Genomic DNA, 26,283 nt, shown 5'->3' on the forward strand with positions numbered 1-26,283 from the left:
GATCAAAACTTCCCCAGCGTCAAAATTGACCCCGCATCAAAAAGACCTGTAGCGTTTCAAACATCAGCAGCCAAAAAGTTAGGGCGCAATGTCAAAATCATCGACCATGTTCACACCCGTGCTAATCGCAGGCTGTATGATCATTTTGATCAGCTTTTTAGTGCGCGCATCATTCGGCGTGTTTCAAATTCCCATTGCCGAGGATTTTGGCTGGCTGCGGGTTGAATTTTCACTGGCCATCGCCATCCAGAACCTTGCATGGGGTATCGGCCAGCCCATATTTGGCGCTTTAGCGGAAAAAATTGGCGATCGGCGCGCAATCTTTGCCGGCGGTTTGTTTTATGCGGCAGGCTTGGTGCTTTCTTCTTTTGCGGTGTCGCCAGAGGCGCATCAATTTTACGCTCTGCTGATTGGCTTTGGGGTCGCAGGCACAGGCTTTGGCGTTATTCTAGCGGTAGTCGGCCGTGCCAGCCGCCCAGAGCACCGCTCTATGTCTTTAGCCATTGCAACGGCGGCAGGCAGCGGCGGTCAAGTGATCGGGCCACCTTTGGCCGAATGGCTTTTGGGGCTGATGAGCTGGCCATCCGTTTTTCTGCTTTTTGCCGCCGCAATTCTTGGCAGCTTGCTAATCCTGCCGTTGATGCGCGCGCCTGCACTAGCAGATAAAGACGAGATAGAACAATCGATGGGTGAGGTGTTGCGCGACGCGATGCGCGATCCCAGCTTTGCCATGATCTTTTTCGGGTTTTTCAGCTGCGGCTATCAACTCGGATTTATCTCGGCACATTTCCCAGCGATGATTACTGAAATGTGCGGCCCGCTGGCCCCCAGCAGTCCGCTGAACAGCCTTGGAATTACCACAACCTCTGCCTTGGGCGCCTTTGCCCTCTCTTTGATCGGCATTGCCAATGTGGCCGGGACCCTTTTGGCCGGCCATCTGGGTAATAAGATTGCCAAAAAATATCTTTTATCGGGTATTTATTTTGGCCGCACGGTGATAGCCGCCGTGTTTATCATGCTGCCTATCACGCCGCTGAGCGTGGTTGTATTTTCTGCCACCATGGGAACGCTTTGGCTGGCCACCGTACCGCTGACCAGCGGGCTAATCGCGCATCTGTACGGGTTGAGGTATATGGGAACGCTATACGGCATTGTATTTTTCTCGCATCAGCTGGGCAGTTTTCTAGGGGTGTGGCTTGGCGGGCGGATGTATGACATCTACGGCAGCTATACGGCTGTCTGGTGGGTCGGCATCGGGGTGGGCGCCTTTAGCGCTTTGGTGCACCTTCCCGTGCGTGAGGGGCGGCCAGTTGCCGCCGCTGCGTAGCCCGTTCAAAAGTAATTATTCACCGGCGTAGACCCACCCACGCGATACAGCCGCAATACAGACGCGATACTGCAGCCTGGTTTGGCCGGTTTAACCGCCGTTTGAGGCAGGTGGTGGCACCACGTCAAGCACTGACTGTGACTGGGTATAGGGCAGGCTATGACCGACATCTGGCACCACCACTTGGGCGGCATCCGGGTTCCACCGTGCCAACTTATCCTTGCAATAAAGTGGGATAACATCATCTTCTGCACCCCATATGGCGGTCACCTTTGTGCCGGCAGCGTGGATCTTTTGATGGTCGGTTTTTGCCTGCACCCGCAGCCCGTTACGCAAAGAGGACAGCACCGACGGCAGAAACCCGCGATATTGCAATTCACGCTGCTGCCGATCGACAACAAACGGCACCGCAGAGGCTAAAACGCGTTCTTTTTCCGTCGCTTTGCGATGGCTACGCCCATAGCTCGCCATGAAAAGCCAGTCCCCAACTCCGGGGACCAAACGTATAATTTTTGCAAGCGGTCCAAGCTGATGCCCCATGCCGGCGGGCGCCAAGAGCACCAAGTTTCGAACCCGCTGTTCAAAAGCAGCTGTATACGCCGTGGCAACTGCGCCGCCCATCGAATACCCGATCAGCAGAAACTTTTCGGTTTCGCCCAGCGCCTGAAGCAATTCATCCAGATGGCTCACAAAAAATGTCCGATCCTGCGCCGCAGTCGGCCGGTCGGAAAATCCGCGCCCGTAATGATCATAGACCAGCACCCTATAGCCTTTGGCGACCAGCCCGTCGGCCAGTGCCTCGAACACAAAAGACGGCGTTGTTAGACCGTGCACACAGATGGCCAGCGGCGCTTTTTCAGGCCCGTAATAGCGGTAATGGGTGACACCGTTTTGCAGTTCAACAAACGCCCCCGGCGCATCCGCGCGGGCATCATCATCCATCACCAGCCGTCTGCGCTCGGCAATATAAGGGGCAAAGGCCACCCCTAAAACCAGCAGGCATATCAGCACCCAGATCATTGGGAAGATGTCCAGCGGTCAAGCACATACCGAGCTGTCATAAGATCGAGATGCGCACCGCCGCCGTTTTTAAACAGGGTGATTTCATCATCTGATTGACGGGCAAAGTGAGCCGCATCGTAATAATCACCCAAAATATCCGAGCGTTGAATAGCACCGCTTTCGAGCGGCATCTTTAGCTCGCCAATATGCCCAAGAGTGGTGTCATAACTGTCCACGAAAATACGCGATCGGCGCAGGGCCTCATTATCCGCTTCGCGCATATCGGGGCGATAAGCGCCAATAAGATCAATATGTTGGCCGGCCTTCAACCACGCACCACAGATAAGAGGCGTTGTGGACATGGTGGCCGCAGCGATAATATCCGCGTCGGCGACCGCCGTTTGCAAATCATCGGCCACCTGCATCCGCTCATCACCCTCGGCCAAAGCTTCGGCCGTGGTGCGGGTGCGGTTCCAGACGGTAAACCGCGCCTCGGGAAATCCGGCGGCATAGGCCGCGCGCAGGGATCGGGCCACGGTGCCTGCACCGATAATTAGGATGTTGCGGCTGTCGGGACGGGCCAGCCGCTTGGCCGCCCAAAGGCTGTCACCGGCGGTTTTCCATTTGGTGACCAGATGAAAATCGACCAAGGCCTCAAGCTCGCCGCTGCGGTCGGAAAAAAGGCTAACCGCGCCATTGACCATCGGCATGCCACGGCTTGGGTTTTGCGGGAAAACAGTGGCTGATTTTACCGCAAGTCCCAGCCCGTCAATCCATGCAGACCGCGATAAAAGTGTATCAGGGTCGCGGTATAGAAACGTATCGGCAATTTCCGCCTTCGGGCGCGCATGACCGGCAGCAAAGGCTTCGGTCAGCCCGATCCAGTCAAGGTGTTTCTCGCCTTCGTCAAAGGGAATATATGCAAATTTCATTGTGCCTCCGCAGCACTCAAAAGCCCGTGCGACACCAGACAGTCGGCCCAACCATCCGCATTTTGAAACAGATGGGTCTGCCAGCCGCGCGCTGCTGCCGCCGCGATATTCTGCGGCAAATCATCGGCAAAAAGCAAGCTTTTCGGTGCATATCCGCTGCCCTCTTCCAGCGCTGCATAAATTGCCGGATCCGGTTTTATAATCTGCATATGTCCTGAAATGTATCGCTGGTCAAACTCACTCAGAAAATCATAGTGCCTTTCTGCTTGCTCAAACGGCTGTACCCCGAAATTGCTTAGCGCCAAAATCGGGATACCATTCGCCCTAAGCGCCCGCAGCAATCGCACAGACCTTGGTATTTCAGGGCCAGCAATGGCAAGCCAGTTATCCCGCCAAAGCGTAATCTCGGTTTTCCATTGTGGATAGTCCAGCGCAAGCTGCTGAAGGGTTCCGATAAAATCAGCGCCGCTATCTATCGCAGCATTGGCATCGATTATAGGCACTTGTTCAAAAAATTCCTGACGGCGCTCAGCCCCTAAAGCCTCATCAAAGTATCGCTCTGGCACCCATTCGATCAATACATTGCCAATGTCAAAAACCACTGCTGAAATCTCTGCCATATGAAAAAGCTCCTTTTTAAATCAAATCCATTACTGACGGTATTTTGCAGCCCGCGCTCTTGGAGCGGCACCAGTAACCGTATCACGCCAGACGGTAAACAAGCCAGAGCCAAGGATCAGCGCAATACCGAGCCAGGTAAATCCGTCAGGCCATTGAGCAAATATCACCACCCCCCAAAACACCGCCATCAACATGGCTACATATTCAAACGGGGCAACAAAGCCGGCCTCATTTTGCCGATATGCTTGAGAAATCAGCAGACCGCCAAAGGCACTTGCAACCCCGATCACGATTAAAAGCCAATAGTCAGCCACGGCAGGGCTTTGCCACTCGCGTAGCAAAAAGGTTAGCGAAACATTGCTTCCAGTGTCAAACCGGCCGTCGCCCAACCCCAACCCGACCATTGCGGAAACGAATAGGAAGGTCACTTGAATGTAAAATGTCAACGTAGCGGCGCTTTCAGTCACTCCGAGCCTGCGGGTCAGCACATTGAGCGTGGCATAGCACACCGCTGCAAGCATCGGCAGCAAGGATACCAGTTGAAAGGTGCTGGTGCCGGGCCGCACGATAAACATCACCCCGATCAGGCCGAGCGCCACCGCGCTCCAGCGTCTTGGGCCAACAGTTTCGCCCAAAAAGATCACTGAAAATACCGTGATGACCAAGGGGCTGATGAAAAATATCGCCACCGCATCGGCGATGGGCATGGCAGCCAGTCCCATAAAGAAAAACGTATTGGCCAAAACCACGCAGAAGCCGCGCACCAAATGCATTTTTAAGCGTTTGGTGCGCAAGCAGCGCAGACCACCGCTAAAGGGCATGATAAGCGCGAAAAACACCGCCATACCGATCAAAGTGCGCACCAAGACCACCTGATGCAGCGGATAGGCATCGCTTAGCAATTTGATCGCCACATCGTTGAGCGAAAAGCAAAACATCGCACCGATGGCGCATAGCGCACCTATAAGGTTCGTTCTGGCACTATTGGCCTGCATGCGGTCTCCGATAAATTATGGGGTATTTAAAATTATTAGGGTCCTGCTTTGGCTTTGCGCAGGGTGGTTTCTAATGCGTTCAGAAAACGCGAACGATCGGATTTTGTAAAGCTTTTTCCGCCGCCTTGGCGAAACGGATCCGCAGCCCTTAAATCCGTCATCAAATCACGGGTTGCCAGAACATTGCCGATATTGGCCGCCGTCAGCGCTTCACCGTTGTGCTTGAGCACCAGCGCGCCGCCTTCGATACATTTCGCCGCCAGTGGGATATCGCCGGTGATCACCACATCGCCAACCCCTGCGCGCTCAGCAATCCACATGTCGGCCACATCGGGCCCATCGGGAACAATAATGGTTTCCACCAGTGGATTTTGCGAAGGGCGCAAGCCGCCGTTGCTGACAACATACATTTTGACCTGATGACGGCTGGCCACACGCTCGGCTTCGGCTTTGACCGGACAGGCATCCGCATCGATATAAAGCGCGGTCATGCGATGTCGATCCGCAGCACCGGATCGGGGTCACGGGCCACAAACTCGGCCTCAATCGTGCGCAGGGTATGGCGCTGACCGGGAAAGGTAACACGGGCGCAGGCGGCGTCAAAATCCAGCCACTCATAAGCGTCATGCTCGTCATTCAGTTGAACCTCAATCTGCGGCGCAACAAATCCTACAAAAACGGGTAACATCGCGATCCGATCTCTGTGGGGTTCATAGAATTGCTCGACAATATCGCCTGACCACAGCGAACCCAGTATGATGCCGGTTTCTTCGCGCACTTCGCGCAGCGCGGCCTGCCATGCTTTTTCACCGGCTTCGATGCCCCCGGCCACCTGACACCATGTGCCCTTCATCGTGGTGGCCCGCCGCATCAAAAGTACTTTGACCTCTGATCCGTGATGTTGCAGCAAAAACACCGAAACTGCATCGGACACAATCGCCAAGCGCTGTTTCGATGTACGGCTTAAGTCAGTCTGCGCCATTATATTTTCCCTTACCGATCACACCATCCTTTGCATCGGGCTTGCAATAAAGTCCAGCCAGTGAGGGCAAAAATACCCGTATGTTCTTGTCAGCTTTGCGGCAATGGCATGACGTTTCAAATGATTTCAGGTGCGGCTGCTTCAGTGGACCCGCAGCTATAATGCAAATCCTATCAAGCAACTTTTCTCAATACCCGCAGTCTTGGTAATTGCTATCCATGCATGTTCTGGCCATCGCTTTGGCTTTTTCAATTTCTTGAGAGGTCATTTGTTTTTCTACAAAATCTTTAGCCTGTTCCCCATTCTCATTCCCATTAGCAGCACTTAAATTGAACCACATATAGGCCAAAATAGTGTCTTGAGCGACGCCTTCGCCATTGTCATAGACCACACCCAGTTGGTACTGAGCTTCCTCGTGCCCTTGCTCAGCGGCCAGTTTATACCACTTAATGGCTTCTTTGTTGTCTTGCGCAACGCCTGTACCATTTTCATACATCACGCCCAGTTTGTTTTGCGCAGCAGCAACGCCTTGATCAGCCGCCATTAGATACAACTTGACGGCTTCTGTGTGATCTTGAGCGACGCCTTCGCCGTCGGCGTACATCACACCCAGATAGTATTGGGCAGCAGCACCGCCTTGATCAGCTGCCAATCTAAACCAATAAGCGGATTCTTTGTGATCTTGCGCGACGCCCTCGCCCTTATAGTACATCAGAGCTAAACTGAACTGGGCTCTAATATGGCCTGTCTCGGCTGACAATCTGAGCCACTTAGTGGCGCGTTTGTAGTCTTGCGCCACGCCTTTGCCCTTGGCGTACATCAAACCCAGATTGTATCGGGCATTCCTATGCTCTTGCTCAGCAGCCAGTCTGTACCAGTTCGTGGCTTGCTTGTCGTCTTGCGCAACGCCTTCGCCACTGGCGTACATCAAACCTAGATTATATTGAGCGCTAGCAATCCCTTGCTCAGCCGCCAGCCTGTACCAATGAGCGGCCTTTTTGTCATCTTTCGCAACGCCCTCGCCTTTATAGTACATCAAACCGAGATTTTTTTGGGCATCAGCATGGCCTTGCTCAGCTGCCAGTTTGTACCACGTAATGGCTTGCTTGTGGTCTTGGGTACTGCCTTGGCCCTTTTCGTATATCAAAGCCAGACCGTATTGAGCATCAGCATCCCCTTGCTCAGCCGCCAGTCTATACCACGTAATGGCTTGCTTGTGATCTTTTGGGACACCTTTGCCATTATCGTACATCCAACCCAGATTGTATTGAGAATACGTATGCCCTTGCTCAGCTGCCAGTCTGTACCAATGAGCAGCTTGCTTGTTGTCTTGTGCAACGCCTTCGCCACTGGCATATCTCAGACCCAGATTATATTGGGCGCTAGCAACCCCTTGCTCAGCCGCCAGTCTATACCAATGAGCGGCTAATTTGTCGTCTTGCGCAATGCCCTGACCATTAGCGTACTTCACACCCAGATTGTATTGGGCTGGGGCATACTTTTGCTCAGCCGCCAATCTGTACCACCTAATGGCTTGCTTGTCGTCTTGCGCAACGCCTTGACCATTGTCATACATCACACCCAGAATGTATTGGACAGCAGCATCCCCTTGCTCAGCCGCCAGTTTGTACCACTTAAAGGCTTGCTTGTCGTCTTGCACGACGCCTAGGCCATAGTCATACATCACACCCAGATTGGTTTGGGCTGGTGCATACTCTTGATCAGCTGCCAATCTGTACCACTTAACAGCTTCTTTGAAATCCTGCGCAACGCCTAGGCCATTAGCGTACATCAAACCCAGATTTGTTTGGGCTAGGACATCCCCTTGCTCAGCGGCCAGTCTGTACCAATAAGCGGCTTTTTTGTCATCTTTCGCAACACCGTCGCCATTGTAGTACATCAAACCCAGATTTTTTTGGGCAACAGGATCTCCTTCTTCGGCCAATGGCCGCCACACTTTGAGGGCTGTCGCAAAATCACCGCGCTGTGCGGCAAGTAGCCCTTTATCAAAATCCTGCGCAGACAAAGGAACAGCAAGGGTTGCAAAGAGAGCAATTATGAAAACAAAGCGCATGAAATTAGGTCCTAAATATTCTCAATCAATAGTTTAAAAATTGCAAACAACTGTTATTATTGTGTATTTTTAAAATTTTCCAACAAAATCATAGCAATTTCATTAGGTCATCACAGGATAAGATTGTTGCAAACTCGTCTTTCAAACTTGCAAGTGCGGTTAAATGTACCAACTCAGAATGATAAGTTTCACCATTTACGCCGATTCTATTAAAGGTAGCGGTTGCATCCGAAATCAGATAACACTTGTATCCATAATTTGATGCCATTCTTGTCGTTGTTGATACACAATGATCCGTTGTTAAACCAATAATGACAAGTGTTTCGCAGTCGCGCGCATCCAATATTTCTTTCAGTGATGTCCCAATGAAGCAACTATTCACTGACTTGGTTAAGATGGTTTCCCCTTCGATTGGCTGACACAGCGGATTGAAATTAAATCCACTTGAACTTTGATGAAGTTTTGACTCTGCGTTCGTAGAACTATGACGGACATGGATGATTTCCTCGTCCATTTCTCGCCATCTAGCTATAATTTTTGACGAAACTTCCTCGGCGGTTTTATTATTTCTATTTCCGCCCCAACTGTCCTCTTCTAAAAAGCCTTGTTGTAAATCAATACAAATTAGGACAGGGTTTTGGTTCAATAATTGCATTCTAAACTCTTTATTCCCACAAAGTGGTGCAGCACTCAAAAGAAAACCGCCTATGAACTTTCTATGAATTAAGGTGTGAAATGCACCTTAGATGCGACTATCGAACAAAAAATAAACGAAGTATTCCGTAAATTCAGCCTCAGTCTTCACCCCCCCCCAAAAAACATAAAATTTATCACTCTTAGGTAGTAAAACTCATGATGTCTGTCAACCGTGGGAAATTGTGCGCATATTTTTTCAATTAACTTTACGTCTTGTCAGCTTTGCGGCTTTTGCACTTTGAACGCGTCGGGAATTGGCATGCGGTTAAAGGCATCCAGTCCGGCAATTTTATAGGCTTCGGCCAAAGTCGGATAATTAAAGGTGTTTTCGACGAAATAATCCACAGTGCCTTTGAGGTTCAGCACCGCCTGGGCAATATGAATAAGCTCGGTGGCGCCTTCGCCCACAATCTGCACCCCCAGCAGGCGGCGGGTTTTAAGGCTGACCAGCATTTTCACCATGCCATGTTCAAGCCCCATAATATGCCCGCGCGAGGTTTCGCGAAACCGGCCGATACCCACTTCATAGGGAATGCCGCGGCGCTGGATTTCCTCTTCCGACATGCCGCAGGTGGATATTTCCGGCACTGAATAAATCCCGTAGGGAAACCATGGGCTTTCCTTCAAGGTGGGCGTGTCCAGCGCATGGCAGGCGGCAATCCGGCCCTGCTGCAGCGATGTCGAGGCCAGCGACGGATGACCGATCACATCGCCGGTGGCATAAATATGCGGCACTGCGGTTTGATAGGTTTTGCGGTCAACTTCGATCCGGCCGCGGTGGTCAGTTTCAAGCCCCACCGCTTTGAGATTGAGATGCGAGGTCGCACCCAAACGACCGGCTGCAAAAAGCAGCATTTCCGCGCGCACATGGCGGCGGTTTTTCAAGGCGACCTCGACATGGTCGGGACAGGCCTCAACACTGTCGATTTCCGATCCCAGCCGCAGATCAACGCCATTTTCGCGGATCTGATGGGAAAACTCGTCGATAGTACGGCGGTCGATAAAATCAAGAAAGGTCTGGCGCGGTTCAATCAGAGTGACCCGCACATCCAGCGCGGAAAACATGGTGGCATATTCCACCCCGATCACACCGGCGCCAACCACGATCAGGCTGCGCGGAATTTGCGCCATTTGCAAAAACTCATCGCTGTCAACAACGCTGCTCCTGTTGAACGGCACCCAGTCGGGGCGAAACGTGCGGGTGCCGGTTGCTATAAGGAATTTATCGCCGGTGACTTTGGTTTTCTTACCCGCCTTGGTGGCCACTTCAAGCTGGTTGTCGCCCATAAAACGCGCCGCACCCAGCAATGTATCCACATGGTTTCGGTTAAACTGATGCTCAAGCACATCGACCTGATAATCGAGCGTTTTATGCAGCCGCGATTTAAGATCGTTAGCGCGGATTTCATCCTTGACCCGGTAAGAGCGCCCGTAAAAGCTGCGCTCGCGCCATCCGCTAAGGTTAAGCACGGTTTCGCGCAGGGTTTTTGACGGAATGGTTCCCGTATGGACCGATACCCCGCCCAAGCGGTCGTTGCGATCCACCACCAGCACTTTGCGCTTTAACTTGCCCGCCTGAATAGCCGCTGCGCGGCCAGAGGGACCAGACCCGACGATTATGAGGTCATAATGTGCCATGATCTAGTCTTTATAGAGCGCTTCGGCGTGAAACGCGATATGGTCATCCATAAAGCTGGCGACAAAAAAGTAACTGTGGTCATAGCCCGGCTGCAAACGCAAAACCGCAGGTTGCCGCCGCGCAGCCACGGCCCGCGCCATAGCCTCGGTGCCCAAAAGGGCGCCAAATTGATCTTTGGTTCCGGTATCAATCATCAACGGGCCATCAAATCCCTGCTTTTCCATCAGTTGCGCGGCATCATACGGCTGCCAACGGCTTTCGTCCGAACCCAGATAGGCAGTGAGCTGCTTGCGGCCCCACTCCGTTGCAGTCGGGTTGCAGATCGGTGCAAAGGCCGACACCGAGCGAAACCGGCCAGGCAAGCCCATTGCCAGGGTCAAGGCGCCATGCCCGCCCATGGAATGGCCACTGATGGATTGCCGCGCAGGATCAAGCGCGAAGTTTTCAAACAGCAACGCGGGCAGCTCATCGGCAATGTAATCCCACATTTGATAGTGCGGCGCCCAGGGGCTTTGGGTGGCATTGACATAAAATCCCGCGCCCTGCCCTAAATCATAGGCCTCATCATCGGCCACACCTTCACCGCGCGGCGAGGTGTCGGGAAAAACCAAGGCAATGCCCTGCTCGGCCGCCCATGCCTGTGCCCCGGCTTTCACCATCGCATTTTCATGGGTGCATGTCAGGCCTGATAAATACCAAAGCAGCGGAACCGGACCTTCATTGACCTCTTGCGGCAGAAATAGCCCAAAGGTCATATTGCAATTGCACCGCTCTGAGCGGTGTTGGTAGACCCCCTGCACACCGCCAAAACATTTGTTTTCTGAAATGGTTTCCACTGCTATGTTCCTTTTGCCAAACGTCTGTTGTGGCTAGCGCAAAAGCCCTGCACCCCACAAGAGCCATTCGCGACATATTACTGGTTGGATAGGTCACTGGGTCCACCCCCAAGAAGCCATGCCCAATGCACCCGCCTACGCCAGCAGCCAGCTCATCACCAATGAAACGGTTACGATACTTCCCAGCGTGGACATTAAAATTGAGGCTGAGACCCGCTGCGGGGCAACATTGTAGTGCTGCGCCAGAATATAGATATTGCCAGCCACCGGCAGGGCCGCCGCCGCAATCATCACCGAGGCCGCATAGGGTTCAACCGCAAACAGCAACAGCGCACTGGCAGCAACTGCAGCCGGGTGCACCACCAGTTTGACCACCGACAGCCAAATTGCGAACTGCGCCCGCTCAGCGGATTTACCAGCCAGCGAGGCGCCAATGGCAAACAGCGCCCCGGGGCAGGCCGCAGCGCCCAGTAAAATCACAAACTCACTGAGCGGATCAGGCATCGGCAATTTTGCCGCCGACCAAAAAAGTCCAAGTGAAATTGACACAATCATGGGGTTTTTGAGCAGGCCGATAAACACTGTGCGCAGGGTTGCCAGCCGCATCCTACCATCGCGAGAGGCTTCGATGAAAATCACAATCAGCGAGCTAAAGACAATCAGATCAACTGCCAGAACCAGCATTACATAGCCCACAGCCTCGGGGCCCAAAAGCATGGCCAGCATCGGGATGCCCAAAAAGCCAACATTGCCAATCACCCCGCATTGCGCTTCGACCGCCGCTTCGGCCAGCGGCACGCGCCGTAGCAGCGCAAAGCTGATCGCCATCAGATAAATTGACCCGGTGGCCAGCAGGTAGGCAAAGATAAAGTTCCACTGCAGAAGCGCGCCCAAAGACAAGCTAGATGAAAACCGGAAAAGCATGGCCGACAGGGCAAAGTAAAACACGAATTTGGTCAGATAAGCGGTGGCTTCGGCTGTGAACATGCCGCGCCGCACAGCGAAATACCCCAGCCCGATTATGGCAAAAAATGGGATGGTTTTGAAGAAAATAGCGATCATAATTTTAGGCTTATCAGGTGGCCGTGCAAGGTCAATTGAAATCATGGCATAAGCCAAGTTTATCCGGCCGCGGCCGGCAGATTGGTTTTTGAGTATTTGAGCAAAAGAAAAGCCTGATGGTTGCCAATAAGTAGCCCAGTGGCAAACACCAGCGCGCCGCCCTGAACAACTTGCAATGCCGCGCGGAAAAATGGTGTTTCCATATAGCGGTTCTGAACCCAGGCAATGACCCAAAGTTCCAAAAATACCACAATAAAGGCAGTGCTGTTTGTAGTTTGAATATCTGCGATAAAATACGGCAGGGCATGGCCCAAGCCGCCGATTATTGTAATCACCCCGGCCGCCAGACCGCGTTTTATCGGCGAGCCGCGACCTCAGATTGCCCCATCATCGGAGGCCGCTTCGGTAAAGCCCATAGATATTCCCGCACCAAACGAGGCGGCAAGGTCGACCAGAAACGTTGCTTCGCTGCTTTGGGTGGCAAAAGCGGCGGCAAAAATACGCGCCAGGGTGGAAACCGACCTATCTATCAGACCGGCCAGCGCCGGCTGTATGCAAGTGAGGATAAACTGGCGTCTGGCAGGCATGTCTTCGCCGCTTGCATGCGCGCCGGTCAGATGCGTGTTTTCAAGAGGCAGCGCGGCGGCATGATGCGCCGCTTCGCTGTCCGCTAAATCGGCCAGTAACCGCCGGGTTGCCGCATCTGAGCAGCGCTGCGCCGCGGCCAGATAAAACCGCTCTGCGCGTTGCTTCATTGCAGCGGCTTCGGCGCGGATGCATTCAAGGGAAAGGTTTTGCATTAACCAAATTGGTTTTCAATCATAATAGCCAGCCACATGATCGCGGCGCAGCAGCGGGATATGATCCCCAAAGCGGCGGATATGCAGATCAATCAATTTCTGACCGTGACTGCGCTCTTTTGCAGCCATGCCATTAAACACCACCGCGCTTGCTGGATACGCGGCGCGCAAATGCGCTGCAAAGCTGCCAAAAATACGGCTATCCTCTTCTTCTGACGAGATTGCCAAGGTGAGAATTTCCTGCTCGGAGAGGGTGCTGAATAGGCGCCGGTGGGTAATAAATCACATCTGTTCCCCGATCAAAATATATCTTATCGTGGTTTTATAGAGCGCCGCCTGTCAAGGCCTCTGGCAGCCATCACGGCCCGGTTTAACCAAGCCTATCAGTTTAAAGCTGGCGATGCATAACCAGCGCGTCTATGAGCCCAAGCGCCGGATGCTGAAACGCCTGCGGCAGGCGGCCCACCTCGGCAAAGCCACAGCTTTGCCACAGGTGAATGGCCCCAGCATTGCTGGCCAGCACAAAGTTAAACTGCATAGCGCTATAGCCGGCAGATTTGGCGGTCTTGAGCGCATGTTCAAGCATGGTTCGGGCGATGCCCTGACCGCGGGACTGGGGGTGCGTGACAAAGCCGCAATTGCACACATGCGCGCCGCCGCCAGGGTAATTGGGGCGCATGTAATAGCTGCCCACAGCCTGATCCAGACGCATCGCAAGATAGGCGGTTTTACCCTCTCCGGTCCAATAGTGCAGAGCTGCGCTTTTGCTGATATCGCGGTCCACTGCATAGCTGTCGCCGGCGTGAAACGCGGGCTGCAATATGGCCCAGAGGGCTGCGCCATCCTGTAGGTTGGCCGGGCGCAGCGTTAGGGCACCGTTCATGTGAGTTGATCGACAGACCGGATCACCTGATGCACCAGACCATAGTCCAGTGCCGCCTCAGTGGTGAGCCAGAAATCGCGTTGGGTATCTTGGGCAATTCGGGCTTTGCTTTGACCTGTTGCAGCGGCAAAAATATCTTCGAAACGGTCGCGCATCTGGCGGATTTGTTCAGCCTGAATTTCCATATCCGAGGCCTGCCCGCCGATACCCCCGCTTGGCTGGTGCAGCAAGAACCGGGTATTGGGTAGACAATAGCGGTCTTTGAGCGCCGCGCCCACAAAGATCAGCGCACCCGCACTTGCCACCCAGCCGCTGCCAATGGTGCGTACCTTGGGGCGAATAAACTGGATCATATCATGCACCATGTCACCCGATTCGACATGCCCGCCGGGCGAACTAATGATAAGGTTGATCGGTGCATCGCCATCTTCGGCCAGTGCCAGTAGCTGTTTGACCACCCGCTGCGCCAAAAGATGGTTGATTTCTCCGGCCACAATCACTGTGCGGCTTTGAAAAAACCGGGCCTCTAGAACATTGTTTGATTGGTTGTCCTTGGACCCTTTTTGTTTGTCTGTCATTTGCAATCCCTTCCTTTGACACCGGTCGATAGTCTGCGGCAGATATGAGGGGTTGTCAAACTTGGGCGACCAGTAGAAACATCCCTACTGGCCAATAGACTTATATAGAAAACTATTTGGTCCGATACATCCGATGACAGGATTTACAGCCAGCACCAATTGCGGCAAGGCCGGCGCCAAGCCCGTCGGGAGAGCCTGTATCAAGAGATTGCACCGCTGCGGTAAAAGCCTCTGATTTGGCCAGAAAATCATCCCAATTCGTCCAGATTTCCGGTGCAGCGCCTGACGCTGTTTCGGTCACATTTTCAGTGAATTTCTCTGGTACATCTTGCGCAAGAGCAAGCAAAACCATTTTGGCCTCGGCGGCATCTTCGGCATCAAAGTCCAAACTGCCGCGCGCCATGCGCGAAATCAAAGACAGCGGAGCTTTGAAATCCGTCATCAGGATCATCCTGGCTTTCACCACCTCAGAGGTGACGTTGGCATGCGCAAAAGACAGCGTAGCCAAAAACATAAGGGCAAAGGTCAGCAGAATTTTTTTCATAACTGGCTCCCGTTGGGCTGAGCGTTGGTGATCTTTGGTCGGTTCAATAAATATAGGAACAATTGAGCAGAAGGAAAGCCTGAACGCACCTGTAGCCGCGCACGCTATTTTTTGAATACATAAAATAGGTTTTCGGAATATGCGGAAGTCCGACCACTTATTACTAGGGCTTCTTAGCGTGCCAATGCGCGGCGCGGCCGTTCGATTTCAAAGGTCTTCAAATCCTCTTGGAATTACGCTCGACTCGCTGTGATAAAAACATTAAAAGAACAAAGTAAGAACATTTCTTTTGCCGAGTGTAAAATGCCCCATCGCCGTATTATGTGTATCTGGTTTCCCCGTCTTGGAGCAGAGCGCCTTTTGCGCCTTGAGCGCCAAACCACTGAGGCCCCTTTTGCAGTGGTTCAGGATGATGCCCAACGGCAGGTTTTATGGTCGCTGTGCACGGCGGCCAGCACGATGGGGCTACAACGTGGCCAACCGCTGCGCGATGCACAAGCCATGTGCCCCTCCCTACGCACTCGGCGGCGCAACCCGCATGCTGAACGGCAATTTTTACGCACCCTTGGTCGCTGGGCGGGGAAATTCAGCCCTTGGGTGGCACTAGAAGACCCCAACAGCCTAATGCTGGATATCACCGGGTGCGCACATCTTTTTGGCGGCGAACAAGCCCTGATAGGGCAGCTCACCACTGATTGTAATGCGCTTGGGTTGAGCACACATATAGGACTGGCGGACACCAAAGGCGCGGCTTGGGCTTTGGCCCATTATGGCAAAGGCAGCGCGCCACCTGACCGCAGTGGGGATGCCATTGATCAAGAGGCTCGCGCGACCCGCTCACGCGCTGCCAAACGCTACGGCCAGCCCCCAGATATGTGGTCAGAGGGTGGTGATAGAGCGGCCAACACCCACCATATCGCCCCTGTCGGCAGCGCCCACAGCGCCCTGCGCGAACTGCCGGTGGCCGCATTGCGGATCACTCCGGCCTTAACGGCAACCCTGAACCGCTTAGGGTTGCGGCACATTGGTGAGCTTAGCGGCCAGCCGCGCGCGGCGCTGGCGCGCAGGTTTGGCAAGGCCCTGGTGCAACGCTTAGATCAGGCTTTGGGAAGCACCCATGAGCCGATTTGCCCGCTGCGCGCACCAACCTGCTTTGCAGTGCGGCTCAGCCTGCCAGACCCGATCGGACTGCGCGATGATATCATTGCCGCCCTCGATCGGCTTTTGCCACGTTTGTGCCAGCACTTGAAAGCACAGTCCCAAGGGGCCCGGAACATTCGGCTGGAAGCCTTTCGCAGCGATGCCACCATGGATAGCATCGAAATTGGTCTGGCACGCCCTAGCGATACCCCAGAGCGGATCTGGCCGATCCTGATGATGAAACTAGACAATCTCGAAGCCGGCTTTGGCATTGATCTTCTGCGGCTTGAAGCCACCCGCACCGAAGCGCTGCACAGCACCGTGCTCACGGGCCACCTTGGTGCAGGGCAGCACACCCAGCAGCAAAAGGAAAACCCGCATCTGATAGCAGATCTGATCGGGCGGATCGGGGCCAGGATTGGGTTAGAGCGGATCACCCGCCACCATCCAGCCAATAGCTATATCCCCGAAAAAAGCCACCAAACGCTTGCGGCAGCCTGGTCCGAGCCCGCTAAAAGCTGGGCCAAATCCCGCCTCAAGCGACCCGTGGTTTTATGGCGACCAGAGCCGATAAACGACCTTCAAAAAATGCAGCTTCCCAGCCTGTTTCGCTGGCGCGGCCGCCCAATGACCGCAATCGCGTATCACGGCCCCGAGCGCATTGCGCCCGAATGGTGGCTAGAAGATCCCAACTGGCGCAGCGGCGTGCGCGACTATTGGCAAGTGACCTGCGCCGAGGGCGATAAGCTTTGGCTGTTCTTTGCCCATGGCGCGGCTATATCTGGCGGCTGGTTTTGCCATGGCAGCTTTGCCTGACCCGCACTTACATTTTTTCTTTGCCTAAATACTCACTTTGACAACCACAAGGTCAACAAGCCAAAACGCCGCTTTAATTTGAGTATTTGAACAAAGAAAAAATCTAGACTCAGCCAAGTGCCATATGACGGTTAACATCTTTGTAAAGCAAATATCGAAACGGTCCGGGCCCACCAGCATAGCATGCTTGCGGACAAAAGGCGCGCAGCCAGAGGTAATCGCCAGCCTCGACCTCAACCCAGTCCTGATTGAGACGGTAGACCGCTTTGCCCTGCAAGATATAAAGTCCGTGCTCCATTACATGGGTTTCAGCAAAAGGGATCACAGCTCCGGGCCGCAGCGTGACAATATTGACATGCATATCATGGCGCAGGTCTTGCGGATCGACAAAGCGGGTTGTCGTCCAGGCCCCATCGGTGTCGGGCATTGCAATGGGGGTTTGGTCGCTCTCATGAACAACGAAGGCGGTCGGTTGTACAATTCCATCCACCGCGCAATACGCCTTTCTAATCCAGTGAAACAAAGCGCGCCCTTCGCCTTGGCTGTGTATTTCCCACTTGCAACCAGCCGGCAGGTAGGCATAGCTGCCCGGGCGCAGGTGATGCTCAGCGCCCTCTATGATCAGGCTTAACACCCCTTCAACAACAAACAGGACAGACTGTGCAGAGGGATCTGTTTCAGGCCGCTCACTGCCACCATCGGGCATCAACTCAACCATGTAATGGCTGAAGGTTTCTGTAAAACCAGAGAGCGGGCGGGCCAGAACCCACATCCGCATCCCCGTCCAAAACGGCAAAAAACTGGTGACAATGTCTCGGTTTGTTCCCCGCGGGATCACTACATACGACTCTGTAAAGACTGCACGATCAGTAAGCAATTGCGTTTGTGGCGGCAGGCCGCCGTGCGGACTGTAATCGGGGGGATGAGACATCTAGGGGCCTTTCTAGTTTAGATTGCTAAGCTAACGCGGGACTGGGCAAAAGAAAAAGCCACGAGTAACTTAAACAATCGCTTGTAAATTTTGAAAATCATCTAAAGTCCCTGCGGCGTGCCGATCACCATGATGCGCAGCCTCTCTGGCTGAAACAGCCGCGCTGCCACGCGATTGGCCTCCGACAGGCTTACTGCTTCAATTTTACCGTTGCGATTAGCTATATAGCTGGGATCCAAACCCTGCAGCTGCATCCCGGCCAAGATACGCGCAATCTTTGCGTTGCCATCAAAGCGTAGTGGATAAGCACCGGTAAGATAGGTTTTTGCGCGCGTCAGCTCTTTTTCGGTGATGCCATCACGCGCGATTTTAGCCCATTCTGCCTTAAGTACGTCTATCGCTTCAGCCACCCGTTCATTGGCTGATGCAAATTGTCCAAGATAGAGATTGGCATAATCCGCGGTGACCAGATAAGTATTTACCCCATAGGTCAGACCGCGGGTTTCGCGCAACTCGCGCATCAGACGGCTTTCAAACCCGTTGCCGCCAAAAATATAGTTAAGAATATAAGCCGCAAAGAAATCTGGATCATCACGGTCAATGCCAGAGTGCCCAAACAGCGCCACGGACTGCGGCGTTGGAAAGTCGATCACCTGTATCCCTGTCTGCAATCCGATCGTTGCCGGCTCTAGCAGCGGCAGATCACTGTTTGGCGGCAAATCACCAAGCAGATTTTCGATCAAAGTCGAAAGCTCTTCTGCCGTAATGTCACCCACCGCTGAAACAACGACCCGCCCACGGACCAGCGTGTTGCGATGGCTGGAGACGATATCATCGCGGCGCAGCGCTGATACGGTCTCAGTGGTTCCAAGATCGTCGCTGCCATAGGGATGACCGCCGTAAGCTTCGGCGTCAAAGGCTTTGCCCACCAGATCATTTGGGTCTTTTGTCTGCGCCCGAATTCCAGTCAACATCTGCGCCCGCACCCGTTCAATTGCATCCTCGTCAAATCGGGGCGCGATCAGGGATTGCCGCAATAGGGCAACAGACCGCGCACGATTGGCCGTAAGAAACCGCGCGGATATCCCCAGCACATCTTGATAGGCGCGGTAACCAAAGGATACCGCCAAGCCCTCTTTCGCGGCAGCGAAAGCCTGCGCGTCCATCTCACCCGAGCCTTCTTCCAACAAGCCGGTCATCAGCTGCGTCACACCGCGTTTTGCCAAAGGTTCAAGAGCCGAGCCACCGCGAAAATGCAGCTCGAGTGCCACAAAAGGAATGTTGTGGTCTTCAACCAACCAAGCATTTATGCCCGACGGGGTGGTGAGGGTTTGCACGGCATTTGCCGCCCAGAGCGGCGCGGCCCATAGGCCGATGAAGATTGCGACAACAGCGCTAAAAATTCCCCGCATCACTGCATCTCCTCTTCTGGTTTCATCAGCCAACCGGTGACCGAGCCCGCATCGCGTAAAATATCTTTCGCGGCCGCCATAATATCTTTGGCTGTGACCGCCTGAATGATATCAGGCCAGGCGTGAATATCGCTCAGCCCAAGCCCTGAGGTCAGCGCCGCCCCATAACTATTGGCCAGCCCTTGGACATTATCCCGGGCATAAATATCCGAGGCTGCAAACTGGGTTTTGATCCGCTTAAGCTGCTCAAGATCAACGCCGGCTTCAAAAAACTCTGCCAGCGCCTGATCAAGCGCCTCTTCAGCGGCTTGCAATGTGACGTCTGCTGAAGGGACAACTGCAAATCCGAAACTGCTGTCATCAAGCGATAACCCGTCATAAAAGGCTGCAGCATATACCGCAGTTGACGTCTCAAATTGCAATTTTTGCGTCAGCACAGACGTCTGCCCGCCCCCCAAAATTTCCGCCAGAAGGGTGAGCGCTGCGGCAGTGCTTTGATCCCCCGGGTCGCGCTCGGGGGCCAGATAGCTGCGCGTCATATAGGGCTGCGCTACTCTTTCATCGCGGTACGTCAGTCGCCGCGCCGCGATTTGCGGCGGCTCTTGCGGGCGGGCGCGCGGGCTTAGGTCCGGATTAGCGGACAAGGGCCCGTAATTTTTTTCTGCCAATTGGCGCACGTCATCGGGCAGCACATCACCGGCCACAACCAGCACCGCATTGTTGGGTGCATAATACTGCCGGTAAAAATCAAGCGCATCGCCGAGGTTTAGCTTTTCCATTTCGTGCCGCCATCCGATCACTGGCACTCCATAGCGGTGATTGAGAAAGAGCGCGGCGGTGCTTTGCTCGCGAAACATCGCTCCGGGACTGTTTTCCACACGTTGATTGCGTTCTTCGATGATCACTTCGCGTTCGGTCACAATATCCTCTTCACTGAGGTCGAGGTTGACCATACGGTCCGCTTCCATCTGCATCATCAAATCAAGCCGATCTGCTGCAACACGCTGGAAATAGGCGGTAAAGTCCTTACTGGTAAAGGCGTTATCGCTGCCGCCGTTTTCGGCCACCACTCGGGAAAATTCACCGGATTCAAGGGTTTTGGTCTGCTTAAACAGCAAGTGTTCAAGAAAATGTGCGATCCCTGAAACCCCCGCAGTTTCATCGGCAGATCCGGCTCGGTACCATAGCATATGCACCACCACCGGTGCACGGTGATCTTCGATCACCACCACCTGAAGTCCGTTATCAAGCGTAAAATCAGTGACCTGATCAGCGATGTCAGCAGGGGCTGCCAAAGGGATAATCAGCAAACCAATCCATGGCAGACAGAAACGAAACACTTTCATCAATCCCCTCCTCTTTGGCTCAAAGATATCTTGCTGCCAGAAGGTTTCAACCAACCGCAGTTGGTTTCTTGCTCCGATAAGCCAATTATCGCTCAGGATTTTGATGGTTTTGCCTTCAGATCAAGGTTGACACGCCGCCGCCGGCCCATATTTGAGTTTATTCAGGCGGCGGCAGCGTGCCCAATGAGGTAGGCAATCGCAGCGGGCCCTGCTTTATTAGACTGCGCTCATGCGGCGATATATTTGCATTACCGAAGCCTGACAGCGCCGCAGTCGTTTCACTGCATCCACCCACTAAGCCCACGGCCATAAAAAATAAAACCATCCGCAAACGCATCCCTTCCCCCTCACCTAAGATCAGCTTTAAAGCGATCTTTGCGATTGGTCACTCTCTATTTTGTGTCAGCCGCTTTGGGCGGATCAGAAAAAAACATAAGCCCGATAGCGCCCGCGAAAATTGATACATCTGCAAGGTTAAACGCAAACGGATTATCCAATCCGCAGCATGACATATTTAGAAAATCGGCCACTGCACCATAGATTGCACGATCCAATGCATTGCTGAGCGCGCCGCCTATCAAAAGCCCGCCCGATATAAGCCCAAGCCTACTCAGAGGCGTGCGGCGAAGCCAAATGGCGATGGCTGCTGAGACAACCACAGCGAAGCCGATTAAAAGCCAGCGCTGCAGGGCACTGTCGCCTGAAAACAAACCAAAGTTTACCCCATAATTCCATGCCATTCGGAAATTCAAATAGGGTGGGAAAACCTCAAGCTCAAATTGGTTTCTGAGGTCGATCCCAAAGACCACGACATATTTGCTAATCTGGTCAATCAGCAAGGCGGCAAGAGTTGAGATAAGCGTTAATCTATGCATAGCTTAATGCCTAAAATGACGCATGCCGGTGAACACCATTGCCAGTCCGGCAGCATCGGCGGCGGCGATCACCTCATCATCGCGCATTGAGCCGCCGGGTTGGATTATGGCTGTTGCGCCAGCTTCGGCAGCGGTCATCAACCCGTCAGCGAAAGGAAAAAACGCATCAGACGCCACTACAGAGCCTTGGGTCAAAGGCGCGCTTAGCCCTAGTGTTTCAGCCATATCTTCGGCTTTTCGTGCCGCAATGCGGCAACTGTCGACACGGCTCATCTGGCCAGCTCCAATGCCCACTGTTGCCGCCTCTTTGGCATAAACAATGGCATTGGATTTCACATGCTTTGTCACCCGCCACGCGAACAACATATCAGCCAGCTCTTGGGCGCTAGGCGCGCGTTTGCTGACCACTGTGAGGTCAGCTTCGGTGATATGGCCAGTGTCTTTGTCCTGCAATAAAAACCCACCAGCCACTTGCCGCAGGGTTGCCCCGGGCTGCTGCGGATCGGCCATCCCGCCGGTGGTCAGCAGCCGAAGGTTTTTCTTGGCGGCAAAAACTGCGATTGCCTCGGCAGTGGCGTCCGGCGCAATCACAACCTCGGTGAAGATTTTGCTAATCTCTTCAGCCGTGGCTTTATCTAGGGTTTGATTGACGGCGATAATTCCGCCAAAAGCGCTGGTGCGGTCGCAATCAAATGCCGAAGTATAGGCCGCTGCAAGGCTTTCGCCGCGCGCCACACCGCAGGGGTTTGCGTGTTTGACAATCACGCAAGCTGGTCCACCAGCGGCGTCAAATTCACTAGCCAGCTCAAAAGCGGCATCGGTGTCATTGATATTGTTATACGACAGCTCTTTGCCCTGATGCTGAATGGCTGTGGCCACCCCGGCGCGGGCGTTGCCATCCACATAAAACGACGCTGATTGATGCGGGTTTTCGCCATAGCGCAGGCTCTGCGCCAAATTTCCCGCCTGACTGTGCCGCCTAGGGGATTTATTGCCCAAAGCCTGTGCCATCCAGCCCGAAACCGCCGCATCATAGGCCGCGCAGCGTGCATAGGCGCGCTGCGCCATTTGCTGGCGGAACGCATATGAGGTCTGGCCATCCTGCGCCGCCAATTCGCCCAGAAGCGCCTCGTAATCCTCGACATCCACCACGGTGGTCACAAAGCGGTGGTTTTTTGCGGCTGCCCGGATCATGGCTGGACCGCCAATATCTATATTTTCAACGCAGCTGTCATAGTCGCCGCCGCCAGCGACTGTTTGCTCAAAGGGGTAAAGGTTGACCACCAAAAGGTCGATCCCGGCAATATCATGGGCCTCCATTGCGGCCTGATGATCGGGATTATCGCGCAGCGCCAGCAAGCCACCATGCACCTTGGGGTGCAGGGTTTTGACACGCCCATCCATCATTTCGGGAAACTGGGTAACAGCAGCAACATCCGTCACTTCTATGCCGCTGTCACGTAAAGCCTTGGCACTGCCACCGGTGGACAGAATCTCAACACCGCTTGCGCTGAGCGCTTGGGCCAAATCAATAAGGCCAGTTTTATCGGAAACAGAAAGCAATGCACGGCGCAGCGGGAAAAGATCAGTCATCAGTAATAGGGTCCATTTTTTAGTTAACCGGCAGCTGTCACATCCAAATTCACATCACGCACTGCGACTGCGGTGTCATGCGCTTTGGACAGGGACCAGCTGATGCGCGATGCATACTCTATTGCGCGCTGAGATAAAACGATCTGTTTTGTCGCGCGTGGGTGCAGCCGGCCATTTTCCAGATAAACACTGTTTTCAAGCTGAATCTGGCAGCTGCTATCAAACCGGAGCACCCAGATTTCACCACTTTTTAGCGTCAAGGAAACCGCAGTGCCGCCCAGATCAACTTGCGGATCTACATCTGGATGCAGATGCAGGCGTACCTGATAGGCAAGACCGGCAAGCTCTGAGGTCTCAAACGCTTTATTGAAGGCGCGCTTATCTTTGTCCTCTATGGCCATCAATATATCTTCGGCAACCAGCGCACGGCCATCTGACGACAATTCAAGCTTGCGCACATGGGTCAGCCCATTGAGAGCCACATAGCCATTGTGTCCGCCTTCAAATCGGATTTTATCACCCATTTGTTTGATTTCACACAGCAGTTTGGTAGGCCCATCGATCAACGCCTCACGCGCGCGCGCGCCATAGCTTAGGGTGCGGCCCAGCCGGGCACTGGACAGCCCGTCGATATAAAGTGTTGAATGCGATGGCGTTGCCCGCCCCGCACGCCGCCAGGCGGCGCCATAGCTGACACCTGATCCACAATTGACAATCAATGGCCGCCGACCAGAGCACAGCTCAAAGGCCAAACTAGAAGCATGCGCATTAATCGAGGCCCGCCCAAAGGGTGGCCGCGCAGCATCAATAATCACACTGGTGCGCCCGGCAGACAGCCGCGCATATCCCATTGCCAATGCATTGCTTTCAATTGTTTTATTCCCCGATTGCACCAAAGCATGGTCAAGCCGGCCTTCAATGCCGCGGCCGCCACCATGAAACCGCGCCAGACTACCATCGCTATGACGCAAGCTGCGCAGGGTTGGGGCGATCCGGTCAATGGCATCAAGATGCGCGGGCGCCGGTGTCCAACCTGCATCACGCAGCGCCGTCACGGTCCAAGTTAGCAGCGTAAACACCTCAAGCAATTCTTCGGGGTTTCGGGTCAGAATACCACCCGAAGCATCAATCTGGGTACGACATTCACGCGCCAGCGCACTGGTTGCAGGGGCAACGTAATGTTGCATATTCTTGAGCGCCAAACCTGCATAAATCAGCCCTGACAAAGCCTCAAAGCGCGGCAATCCAGGGGCCGCTTTGGACCACCGACGCCCCAAAAACATGGATTGCCGGCCAAGCGCGAGGAAAAATTCATCGCGCGCCTTGGGCGATTTGTCCTGCACCAACATCAAGCCATGATGCACCCAGCGAATAAGACGCCGGCCGGTTAAATCCGGCACCCAGCCAGCGCCGCGTCCTCCACCATATCGCTTGATCCAATCCGTGGTCCATACCGCAGCCAGCTTGCCCGCCTGTGGGGTGCCCACTGCCGCCAGATCGTCAAGCCAGCCAAAGCCATGCACTTCATCAAGAAATTCCTGTTCGCGCACCGGAATATCCCAAGGCGCTTTGCCAGGGGCTTCAACCAAATGACCTGCAAACATCAAATTTCCCGCACAAAGCTGTTTGCCGCGCGCATAGCTGCCAATCGAGCGTGGCTCGGGCGCCACTTTGAACTCGGTTTCAGGCCGCGAAAACCGCAGCACACGTGCCGTCAGCCCGTGCATCACTTGCAAATACAATTGCGATAGATTGTTAGCTTGTGCCATTCACCCCGCCCTACTCGAGAACTGGCCTGTGAGTATCTCGTAAACTATATTCAAACGGGACTGGAGAGTCACGGCACAATCATCCCCCTATTGTCCATCCCAGCGTAAAATCGAAATGAAAAATCCATCAAGGCCGCCTTGCTCTGGCAACATATCCGGCCGCAGGCGCAAGCCTTCGGGGACAGACCTCATTTGCGAATCAACAAACCCTGCCTCGAACGCGCTGGGATCAATTTTTAGACCGGGATGCCGCTTAAGCGCCTCTTCGATTTGGCACTCGCCCTCATCCGGCAAAAGGGAACAGGTGCAAAAGACTAAGCGCCCACCGGGCTTTAGCAAGCTGGTCGCATGGTCAATCATGCCGCTTTGCAGCTCTATCAGTTCGAAAAACTCACTACCATCTTTGGCATAGGGCAGGTCAGGATGGCGGCGAATGGTGCCAGTGGCAGAGCAAGGCGCATCCAGTAAGATGATATCATAGTCTGCGCCTTGGTACTCCAGCGCGTCTTGCACCTCTAGCTGCGCCGTAAGCTTGGTGCGGGCCAGATTTTCCTCGATCCGCCCAAGCCGCGTGGCCGAGATATCAATCGCGCGCACCTCAGCGCCGGCGGCCGCCAATTGCAGGGTTTTGCCCCCCGGGGCAGCACAAAGATCAAGCGCGGACAGCCCTGCAATATTGCCCAAAAGCCGAACCGGAAGCGCCGCAGCCGCATCCTGAACCCACCACGCGCCACTATCATACCCCGGCAAGGCAGATATCTGCCCTGCTGCAGACAGGCGAAGCGATCCACCAAGCACCACCTCGGCGCCAAGCTTTTCAGCCCAGTGATCAAGCTTGTCAGGGTTTTTAACCGTGATATCCACAGGCGGAGTTTGAAAATGCGCCCGCTCTATCTCTGCCACTTTGGGCGGTCCATAAGCCGCTTGGAGCGGTTTGCGCAGCCATTTGGGCAAATGCGGCACCCGCAGCTCGCCGTAAGCTGCCGGCCCATCGGCTGCAACCTTACGCAGCACCGCATTGGCAAGCCCCTTTAGGTGACCGCCGCGTTTTGTCCCCGCCACTAAATTCACCGCCGCATTGACCACCCCATGCGGATCGCCGCCACTGCACAGTTCATACGCTGCCAGCCGCAGAATATTGCGCACATTGTCCGGTGGGGTTTTGCGCAGATGCCGCGATAAAAGACGATCGACGCGCTCAAGACCGCGTAGAGTTTCAACCGCCAGTCGTTGGGCGCGGGCGCGATCGCCGGGCGGTAGGGCCTGCAGCACACCACTGGCAATAATTTCGGCCATCAAACGGCGCTCGATCAGAACCGCATTTAGCAGCTGAACAGCGCCGCCGCGGGCGGTTTCGGGCGGTTTCGGCATTGATTGATCCTTGCCTTGGCTAGACGGCCGCGTATATCAAGACAAAGAGCAAGAGGAAA

Annotated in this window: 24 protein-coding genes and 1 pseudogene; 2 read left to right on the forward strand and 23 right to left on the reverse strand. The window is 54.2% G+C overall.

All coding sequences use genetic code 11. The annotated features are described in order from the left end of the window. The first annotated feature begins 88 nt into the window (after window positions 1–88). Complete coding sequence (locus GN278_14635) at window positions 89–1,327, forward strand: MFS transporter (GenBank protein XAT61886.1); 1,239 nt, start codon at window positions 89–91, stop codon at window positions 1,325–1,327. 90 nt (window positions 1,328–1,417) lie between these two features. Here the strand turns inward: GN278_14635 and GN278_14640 are convergent, their stop codons facing one another. The 15 genes and pseudogenes from GN278_14640 to GN278_14710 all read right to left on the reverse strand — a co-directional run bounded on the left by GN278_14640 (window position 1,418) and on the right by GN278_14710 (window position 14,971). Next, window positions 1,418–2,347, reverse strand: a complete 930-nt coding sequence (locus GN278_14640; protein XAT61887.1) for an alpha/beta fold hydrolase — start codon at window positions 2,345–2,347, stop codon at window positions 1,418–1,420. Then, on the reverse strand, window positions 2,344–3,261 hold the full coding sequence (locus GN278_14645) for an ornithine cyclodeaminase (protein XAT61888.1): 918 nt from the start codon (window positions 3,259–3,261) through the stop codon (window positions 2,344–2,346). Before GN278_14645 ends, GN278_14640 begins: the two co-directional genes overlap by 4 nt. Continuing rightward, on the reverse strand, window positions 3,258–3,881 hold the full coding sequence (locus GN278_14650) for an HAD-IA family hydrolase (protein ID XAT61889.1): 624 nt from the start codon (window positions 3,879–3,881) through the stop codon (window positions 3,258–3,260). The genes GN278_14645 and GN278_14650 overlap by 4 nt, the downstream gene beginning before the upstream one ends. Before the next feature lie 30 nt (window positions 3,882–3,911). After that, window positions 3,912–4,877 (reverse strand): EamA family transporter, encoded by a 966-nt coding sequence (locus GN278_14655; GenBank protein ID XAT61890.1) that lies wholly within the window; start codon window positions 4,875–4,877, stop codon window positions 3,912–3,914. 35 nt (window positions 4,878–4,912) lie between these two features. Continuing rightward, window positions 4,913–5,368: a YaiI/YqxD family protein gene (locus tag GN278_14660; GenBank protein ID XAT61891.1), complete on the reverse strand. Its 456-nt coding sequence runs from the start codon at window positions 5,366–5,368 to the stop codon at window positions 4,913–4,915. After that, window positions 5,365–5,859 (reverse strand): NUDIX domain-containing protein, encoded by a 495-nt coding sequence (locus GN278_14665; protein XAT61892.1) that lies wholly within the window; start codon window positions 5,857–5,859, stop codon window positions 5,365–5,367. Before GN278_14665 ends, GN278_14660 begins: the two co-directional genes overlap by 4 nt. Before the next feature lie 187 nt (window positions 5,860–6,046). Further along, window positions 6,047–7,933, reverse strand: coding sequence for a hypothetical protein (locus GN278_14670; GenBank protein ID XAT61893.1), 1,887 nt, complete (start codon window positions 7,931–7,933; stop codon window positions 6,047–6,049). An 88-nt stretch (window positions 7,934–8,021) separates the two neighbouring features. Next, window positions 8,022–8,588 carry an isochorismatase family protein gene (locus GN278_14675; protein XAT62691.1) on the reverse strand — a complete coding sequence of 189 codons (567 nt, stop codon included), beginning with the start codon at window positions 8,586–8,588 and terminating at the stop codon, window positions 8,022–8,024. 257 nt (window positions 8,589–8,845) lie between these two features. After that, complete coding sequence (locus GN278_14680) at window positions 8,846–10,267, reverse strand: Si-specific NAD(P)(+) transhydrogenase (protein ID XAT61894.1); 1,422 nt, start codon at window positions 10,265–10,267, stop codon at window positions 8,846–8,848. A gap of 3 nt (window positions 10,268–10,270) precedes the next feature. Next, on the reverse strand, window positions 10,271–11,104 hold the full coding sequence (gene fghA, locus GN278_14685; protein ID XAT61895.1) for an S-formylglutathione hydrolase: 834 nt from the start codon (window positions 11,102–11,104) through the stop codon (window positions 10,271–10,273). A 135-nt stretch (window positions 11,105–11,239) separates the two neighbouring features. Then, window positions 11,240–12,166 (reverse strand): AEC family transporter, encoded by a 927-nt coding sequence (locus tag GN278_14690; GenBank protein XAT62692.1) that lies wholly within the window; start codon window positions 12,164–12,166, stop codon window positions 11,240–11,242. A 59-nt stretch (window positions 12,167–12,225) separates the two neighbouring features. Next, window positions 12,226–13,245 (reverse strand): annotated as a pseudogene (locus GN278_14695) (rubrerythrin family protein). 109 nt (window positions 13,246–13,354) lie between these two features. Beyond that, window positions 13,355–13,849, reverse strand: coding sequence for a GNAT family N-acetyltransferase (locus GN278_14700; GenBank protein ID XAT61896.1), 495 nt, complete (start codon window positions 13,847–13,849; stop codon window positions 13,355–13,357). Then, window positions 13,846–14,427, reverse strand: coding sequence for an ATP-dependent Clp protease proteolytic subunit (locus GN278_14705; protein XAT61897.1), 582 nt, complete (start codon window positions 14,425–14,427; stop codon window positions 13,846–13,848). Before GN278_14705 ends, GN278_14700 begins: the two co-directional genes overlap by 4 nt. Window positions 14,428–14,539: 112 nt before the next feature. Next, window positions 14,540–14,971 carry a hypothetical protein gene (locus GN278_14710; GenBank protein ID XAT61898.1) on the reverse strand — a complete coding sequence of 144 codons (432 nt, stop codon included), beginning with the start codon at window positions 14,969–14,971 and terminating at the stop codon, window positions 14,540–14,542. Window positions 14,972–15,274: 303 nt separating this feature from the next. On the opposite strand from GN278_14710, the gene GN278_14715 reads away from it, so the two are divergent. Further along, window positions 15,275–16,927, forward strand: a complete 1,653-nt coding sequence (locus tag GN278_14715; protein ID XAT61899.1) for a DNA polymerase Y family protein — start codon at window positions 15,275–15,277, stop codon at window positions 16,925–16,927. 109 nt (window positions 16,928–17,036) lie between these two features. Here the strand turns inward: GN278_14715 and GN278_14720 are convergent, their stop codons facing one another. The 8 genes from GN278_14720 to GN278_14755 form a co-directional block, all read right to left on the reverse strand. Further along, window positions 17,037–17,858: a (S)-ureidoglycine aminohydrolase gene (locus tag GN278_14720; protein XAT61900.1), complete on the reverse strand. Its 822-nt coding sequence runs from the start codon at window positions 17,856–17,858 to the stop codon at window positions 17,037–17,039. Between the two features lie 101 nt (window positions 17,859–17,959). Beyond that, window positions 17,960–19,270 carry an insulinase family protein gene (locus tag GN278_14725; protein XAT61901.1) on the reverse strand — a complete coding sequence of 437 codons (1,311 nt, stop codon included), beginning with the start codon at window positions 19,268–19,270 and terminating at the stop codon, window positions 17,960–17,962. Next, a complete protein-coding gene (locus GN278_14730; protein XAT61902.1) occupies window positions 19,270–20,616 on the reverse strand; it encodes an insulinase family protein in 1,347 nt (448 codons plus the stop codon). Before GN278_14730 ends, GN278_14725 begins: the two co-directional genes overlap by 1 nt. A 157-nt stretch (window positions 20,617–20,773) precedes the next feature. Then, the gene (locus GN278_14735) at window positions 20,774–20,953 is read right to left on the reverse strand and encodes a hypothetical protein (GenBank protein XAT61903.1); all 180 of its coding nucleotides are present in this window, start codon (window positions 20,951–20,953) and stop codon (window positions 20,774–20,776) included. A gap of 55 nt (window positions 20,954–21,008) precedes the next feature. Then, window positions 21,009–21,491, reverse strand: a complete 483-nt coding sequence (locus tag GN278_14740; protein ID XAT61904.1) for a signal peptidase II — start codon at window positions 21,489–21,491, stop codon at window positions 21,009–21,011. A 3-nt stretch (window positions 21,492–21,494) separates the two neighbouring features. Then, window positions 21,495–23,084 (reverse strand): bifunctional phosphoribosylaminoimidazolecarboxamide formyltransferase/IMP cyclohydrolase, encoded by a 1,590-nt coding sequence (gene purH / locus GN278_14745; protein ID XAT61905.1) that lies wholly within the window; start codon window positions 23,082–23,084, stop codon window positions 21,495–21,497. A 23-nt stretch (window positions 23,085–23,107) separates the two neighbouring features. Beyond that, a complete protein-coding gene (locus GN278_14750) occupies window positions 23,108–24,853 on the reverse strand; it encodes a heparinase (protein XAT61906.1) in 1,746 nt (581 codons plus the stop codon). An 87-nt stretch (window positions 24,854–24,940) separates the two neighbouring features. After that, on the reverse strand, window positions 24,941–26,224 hold the full coding sequence (locus GN278_14755) for a methyltransferase domain-containing protein (protein ID XAT61907.1): 1,284 nt from the start codon (window positions 26,222–26,224) through the stop codon (window positions 24,941–24,943). Window positions 26,225–26,283 lie beyond the last annotated feature (59 nt).

It is taken from the genome of Rhodobacteraceae bacterium Araon29 (genome assembly GCA_039640505.1).
Taxonomy (GTDB): domain Bacteria; phylum Pseudomonadota; class Alphaproteobacteria; order Rhodobacterales; family Rhodobacteraceae; genus CABZJG01.

Coding starts and splice junctions, on each gene's coding strand:
- GN278_14645 (XAT61888.1), bottom strand. CDS start 3,261: ATGAAATTTGCATATATTCCCTTTGACGAAGGCGAGAAACACCTTGAC.
- GN278_14715 (XAT61899.1), top strand. CDS start 15,275: ATGCCCCATCGCCGTATTATGTGTATCTGGTTTCCCCGTCTTGGAGCA.
- GN278_14730 (XAT61902.1), bottom strand. CDS start 20,616: ATGAAAGTGTTTCGTTTCTGTCTGCCATGGATTGGTTTGCTGATTATC.
- GN278_14725 (XAT61901.1), bottom strand. CDS start 19,270: ATGCGGGGAATTTTTAGCGCTGTTGTCGCAATCTTCATCGGCCTATGG.
- GN278_14755 (XAT61907.1), bottom strand. CDS start 26,224: ATGCCGAAACCGCCCGAAACCGCCCGCGGCGGCGCTGTTCAGCTGCTA.
- GN278_14735 (XAT61903.1), bottom strand. CDS start 20,953: ATGCGTTTGCGGATGGTTTTATTTTTTATGGCCGTGGGCTTAGTGGGT.
- GN278_14675 (XAT62691.1), bottom strand. CDS start 8,588: ATGCAATTATTGAACCAAAACCCTGTCCTAATTTGTATTGATTTACAA.
- GN278_14670 (XAT61893.1), bottom strand. CDS start 7,933: ATGCGCTTTGTTTTCATAATTGCTCTCTTTGCAACCCTTGCTGTTCCT.
- GN278_14680 (XAT61894.1), bottom strand. CDS start 10,267: ATGGCACATTATGACCTCATAATCGTCGGGTCTGGTCCCTCTGGCCGC.
- GN278_14740 (XAT61904.1), bottom strand. CDS start 21,491: ATGCATAGATTAACGCTTATCTCAACTCTTGCCGCCTTGCTGATTGAC.
- GN278_14700 (XAT61896.1), bottom strand. CDS start 13,849: ATGAACGGTGCCCTAACGCTGCGCCCGGCCAACCTACAGGATGGCGCA.
- GN278_14640 (XAT61887.1), bottom strand. CDS start 2,347: ATGATCTGGGTGCTGATATGCCTGCTGGTTTTAGGGGTGGCCTTTGCC.
- GN278_14750 (XAT61906.1), bottom strand. CDS start 24,853: ATGGCACAAGCTAACAATCTATCGCAATTGTATTTGCAAGTGATGCAC.
- GN278_14710 (XAT61898.1), bottom strand. CDS start 14,971: ATGAAAAAAATTCTGCTGACCTTTGCCCTTATGTTTTTGGCTACGCTG.
- GN278_14690 (XAT62692.1), bottom strand. CDS start 12,166: ATGATCGCTATTTTCTTCAAAACCATCCCATTTTTTGCCATAATCGGG.
- GN278_14650 (XAT61889.1), bottom strand. CDS start 3,881: ATGGCAGAGATTTCAGCAGTGGTTTTTGACATTGGCAATGTATTGATC.
- GN278_14655 (XAT61890.1), bottom strand. CDS start 4,877: ATGCAGGCCAATAGTGCCAGAACGAACCTTATAGGTGCGCTATGCGCC.
- GN278_14720 (XAT61900.1), bottom strand. CDS start 17,858: ATGTCTCATCCCCCCGATTACAGTCCGCACGGCGGCCTGCCGCCACAA.
- purH (XAT61905.1), bottom strand. CDS start 23,084: ATGACTGATCTTTTCCCGCTGCGCCGTGCATTGCTTTCTGTTTCCGAT.
- GN278_14660 (XAT61891.1), bottom strand. CDS start 5,368: ATGACCGCGCTTTATATCGATGCGGATGCCTGTCCGGTCAAAGCCGAA.
- GN278_14635 (XAT61886.1), top strand. CDS start 89: ATGTCAAAATCATCGACCATGTTCACACCCGTGCTAATCGCAGGCTGT.
- GN278_14705 (XAT61897.1), bottom strand. CDS start 14,427: ATGACAGACAAACAAAAAGGGTCCAAGGACAACCAATCAAACAATGTT.
- GN278_14665 (XAT61892.1), bottom strand. CDS start 5,859: ATGGCGCAGACTGACTTAAGCCGTACATCGAAACAGCGCTTGGCGATT.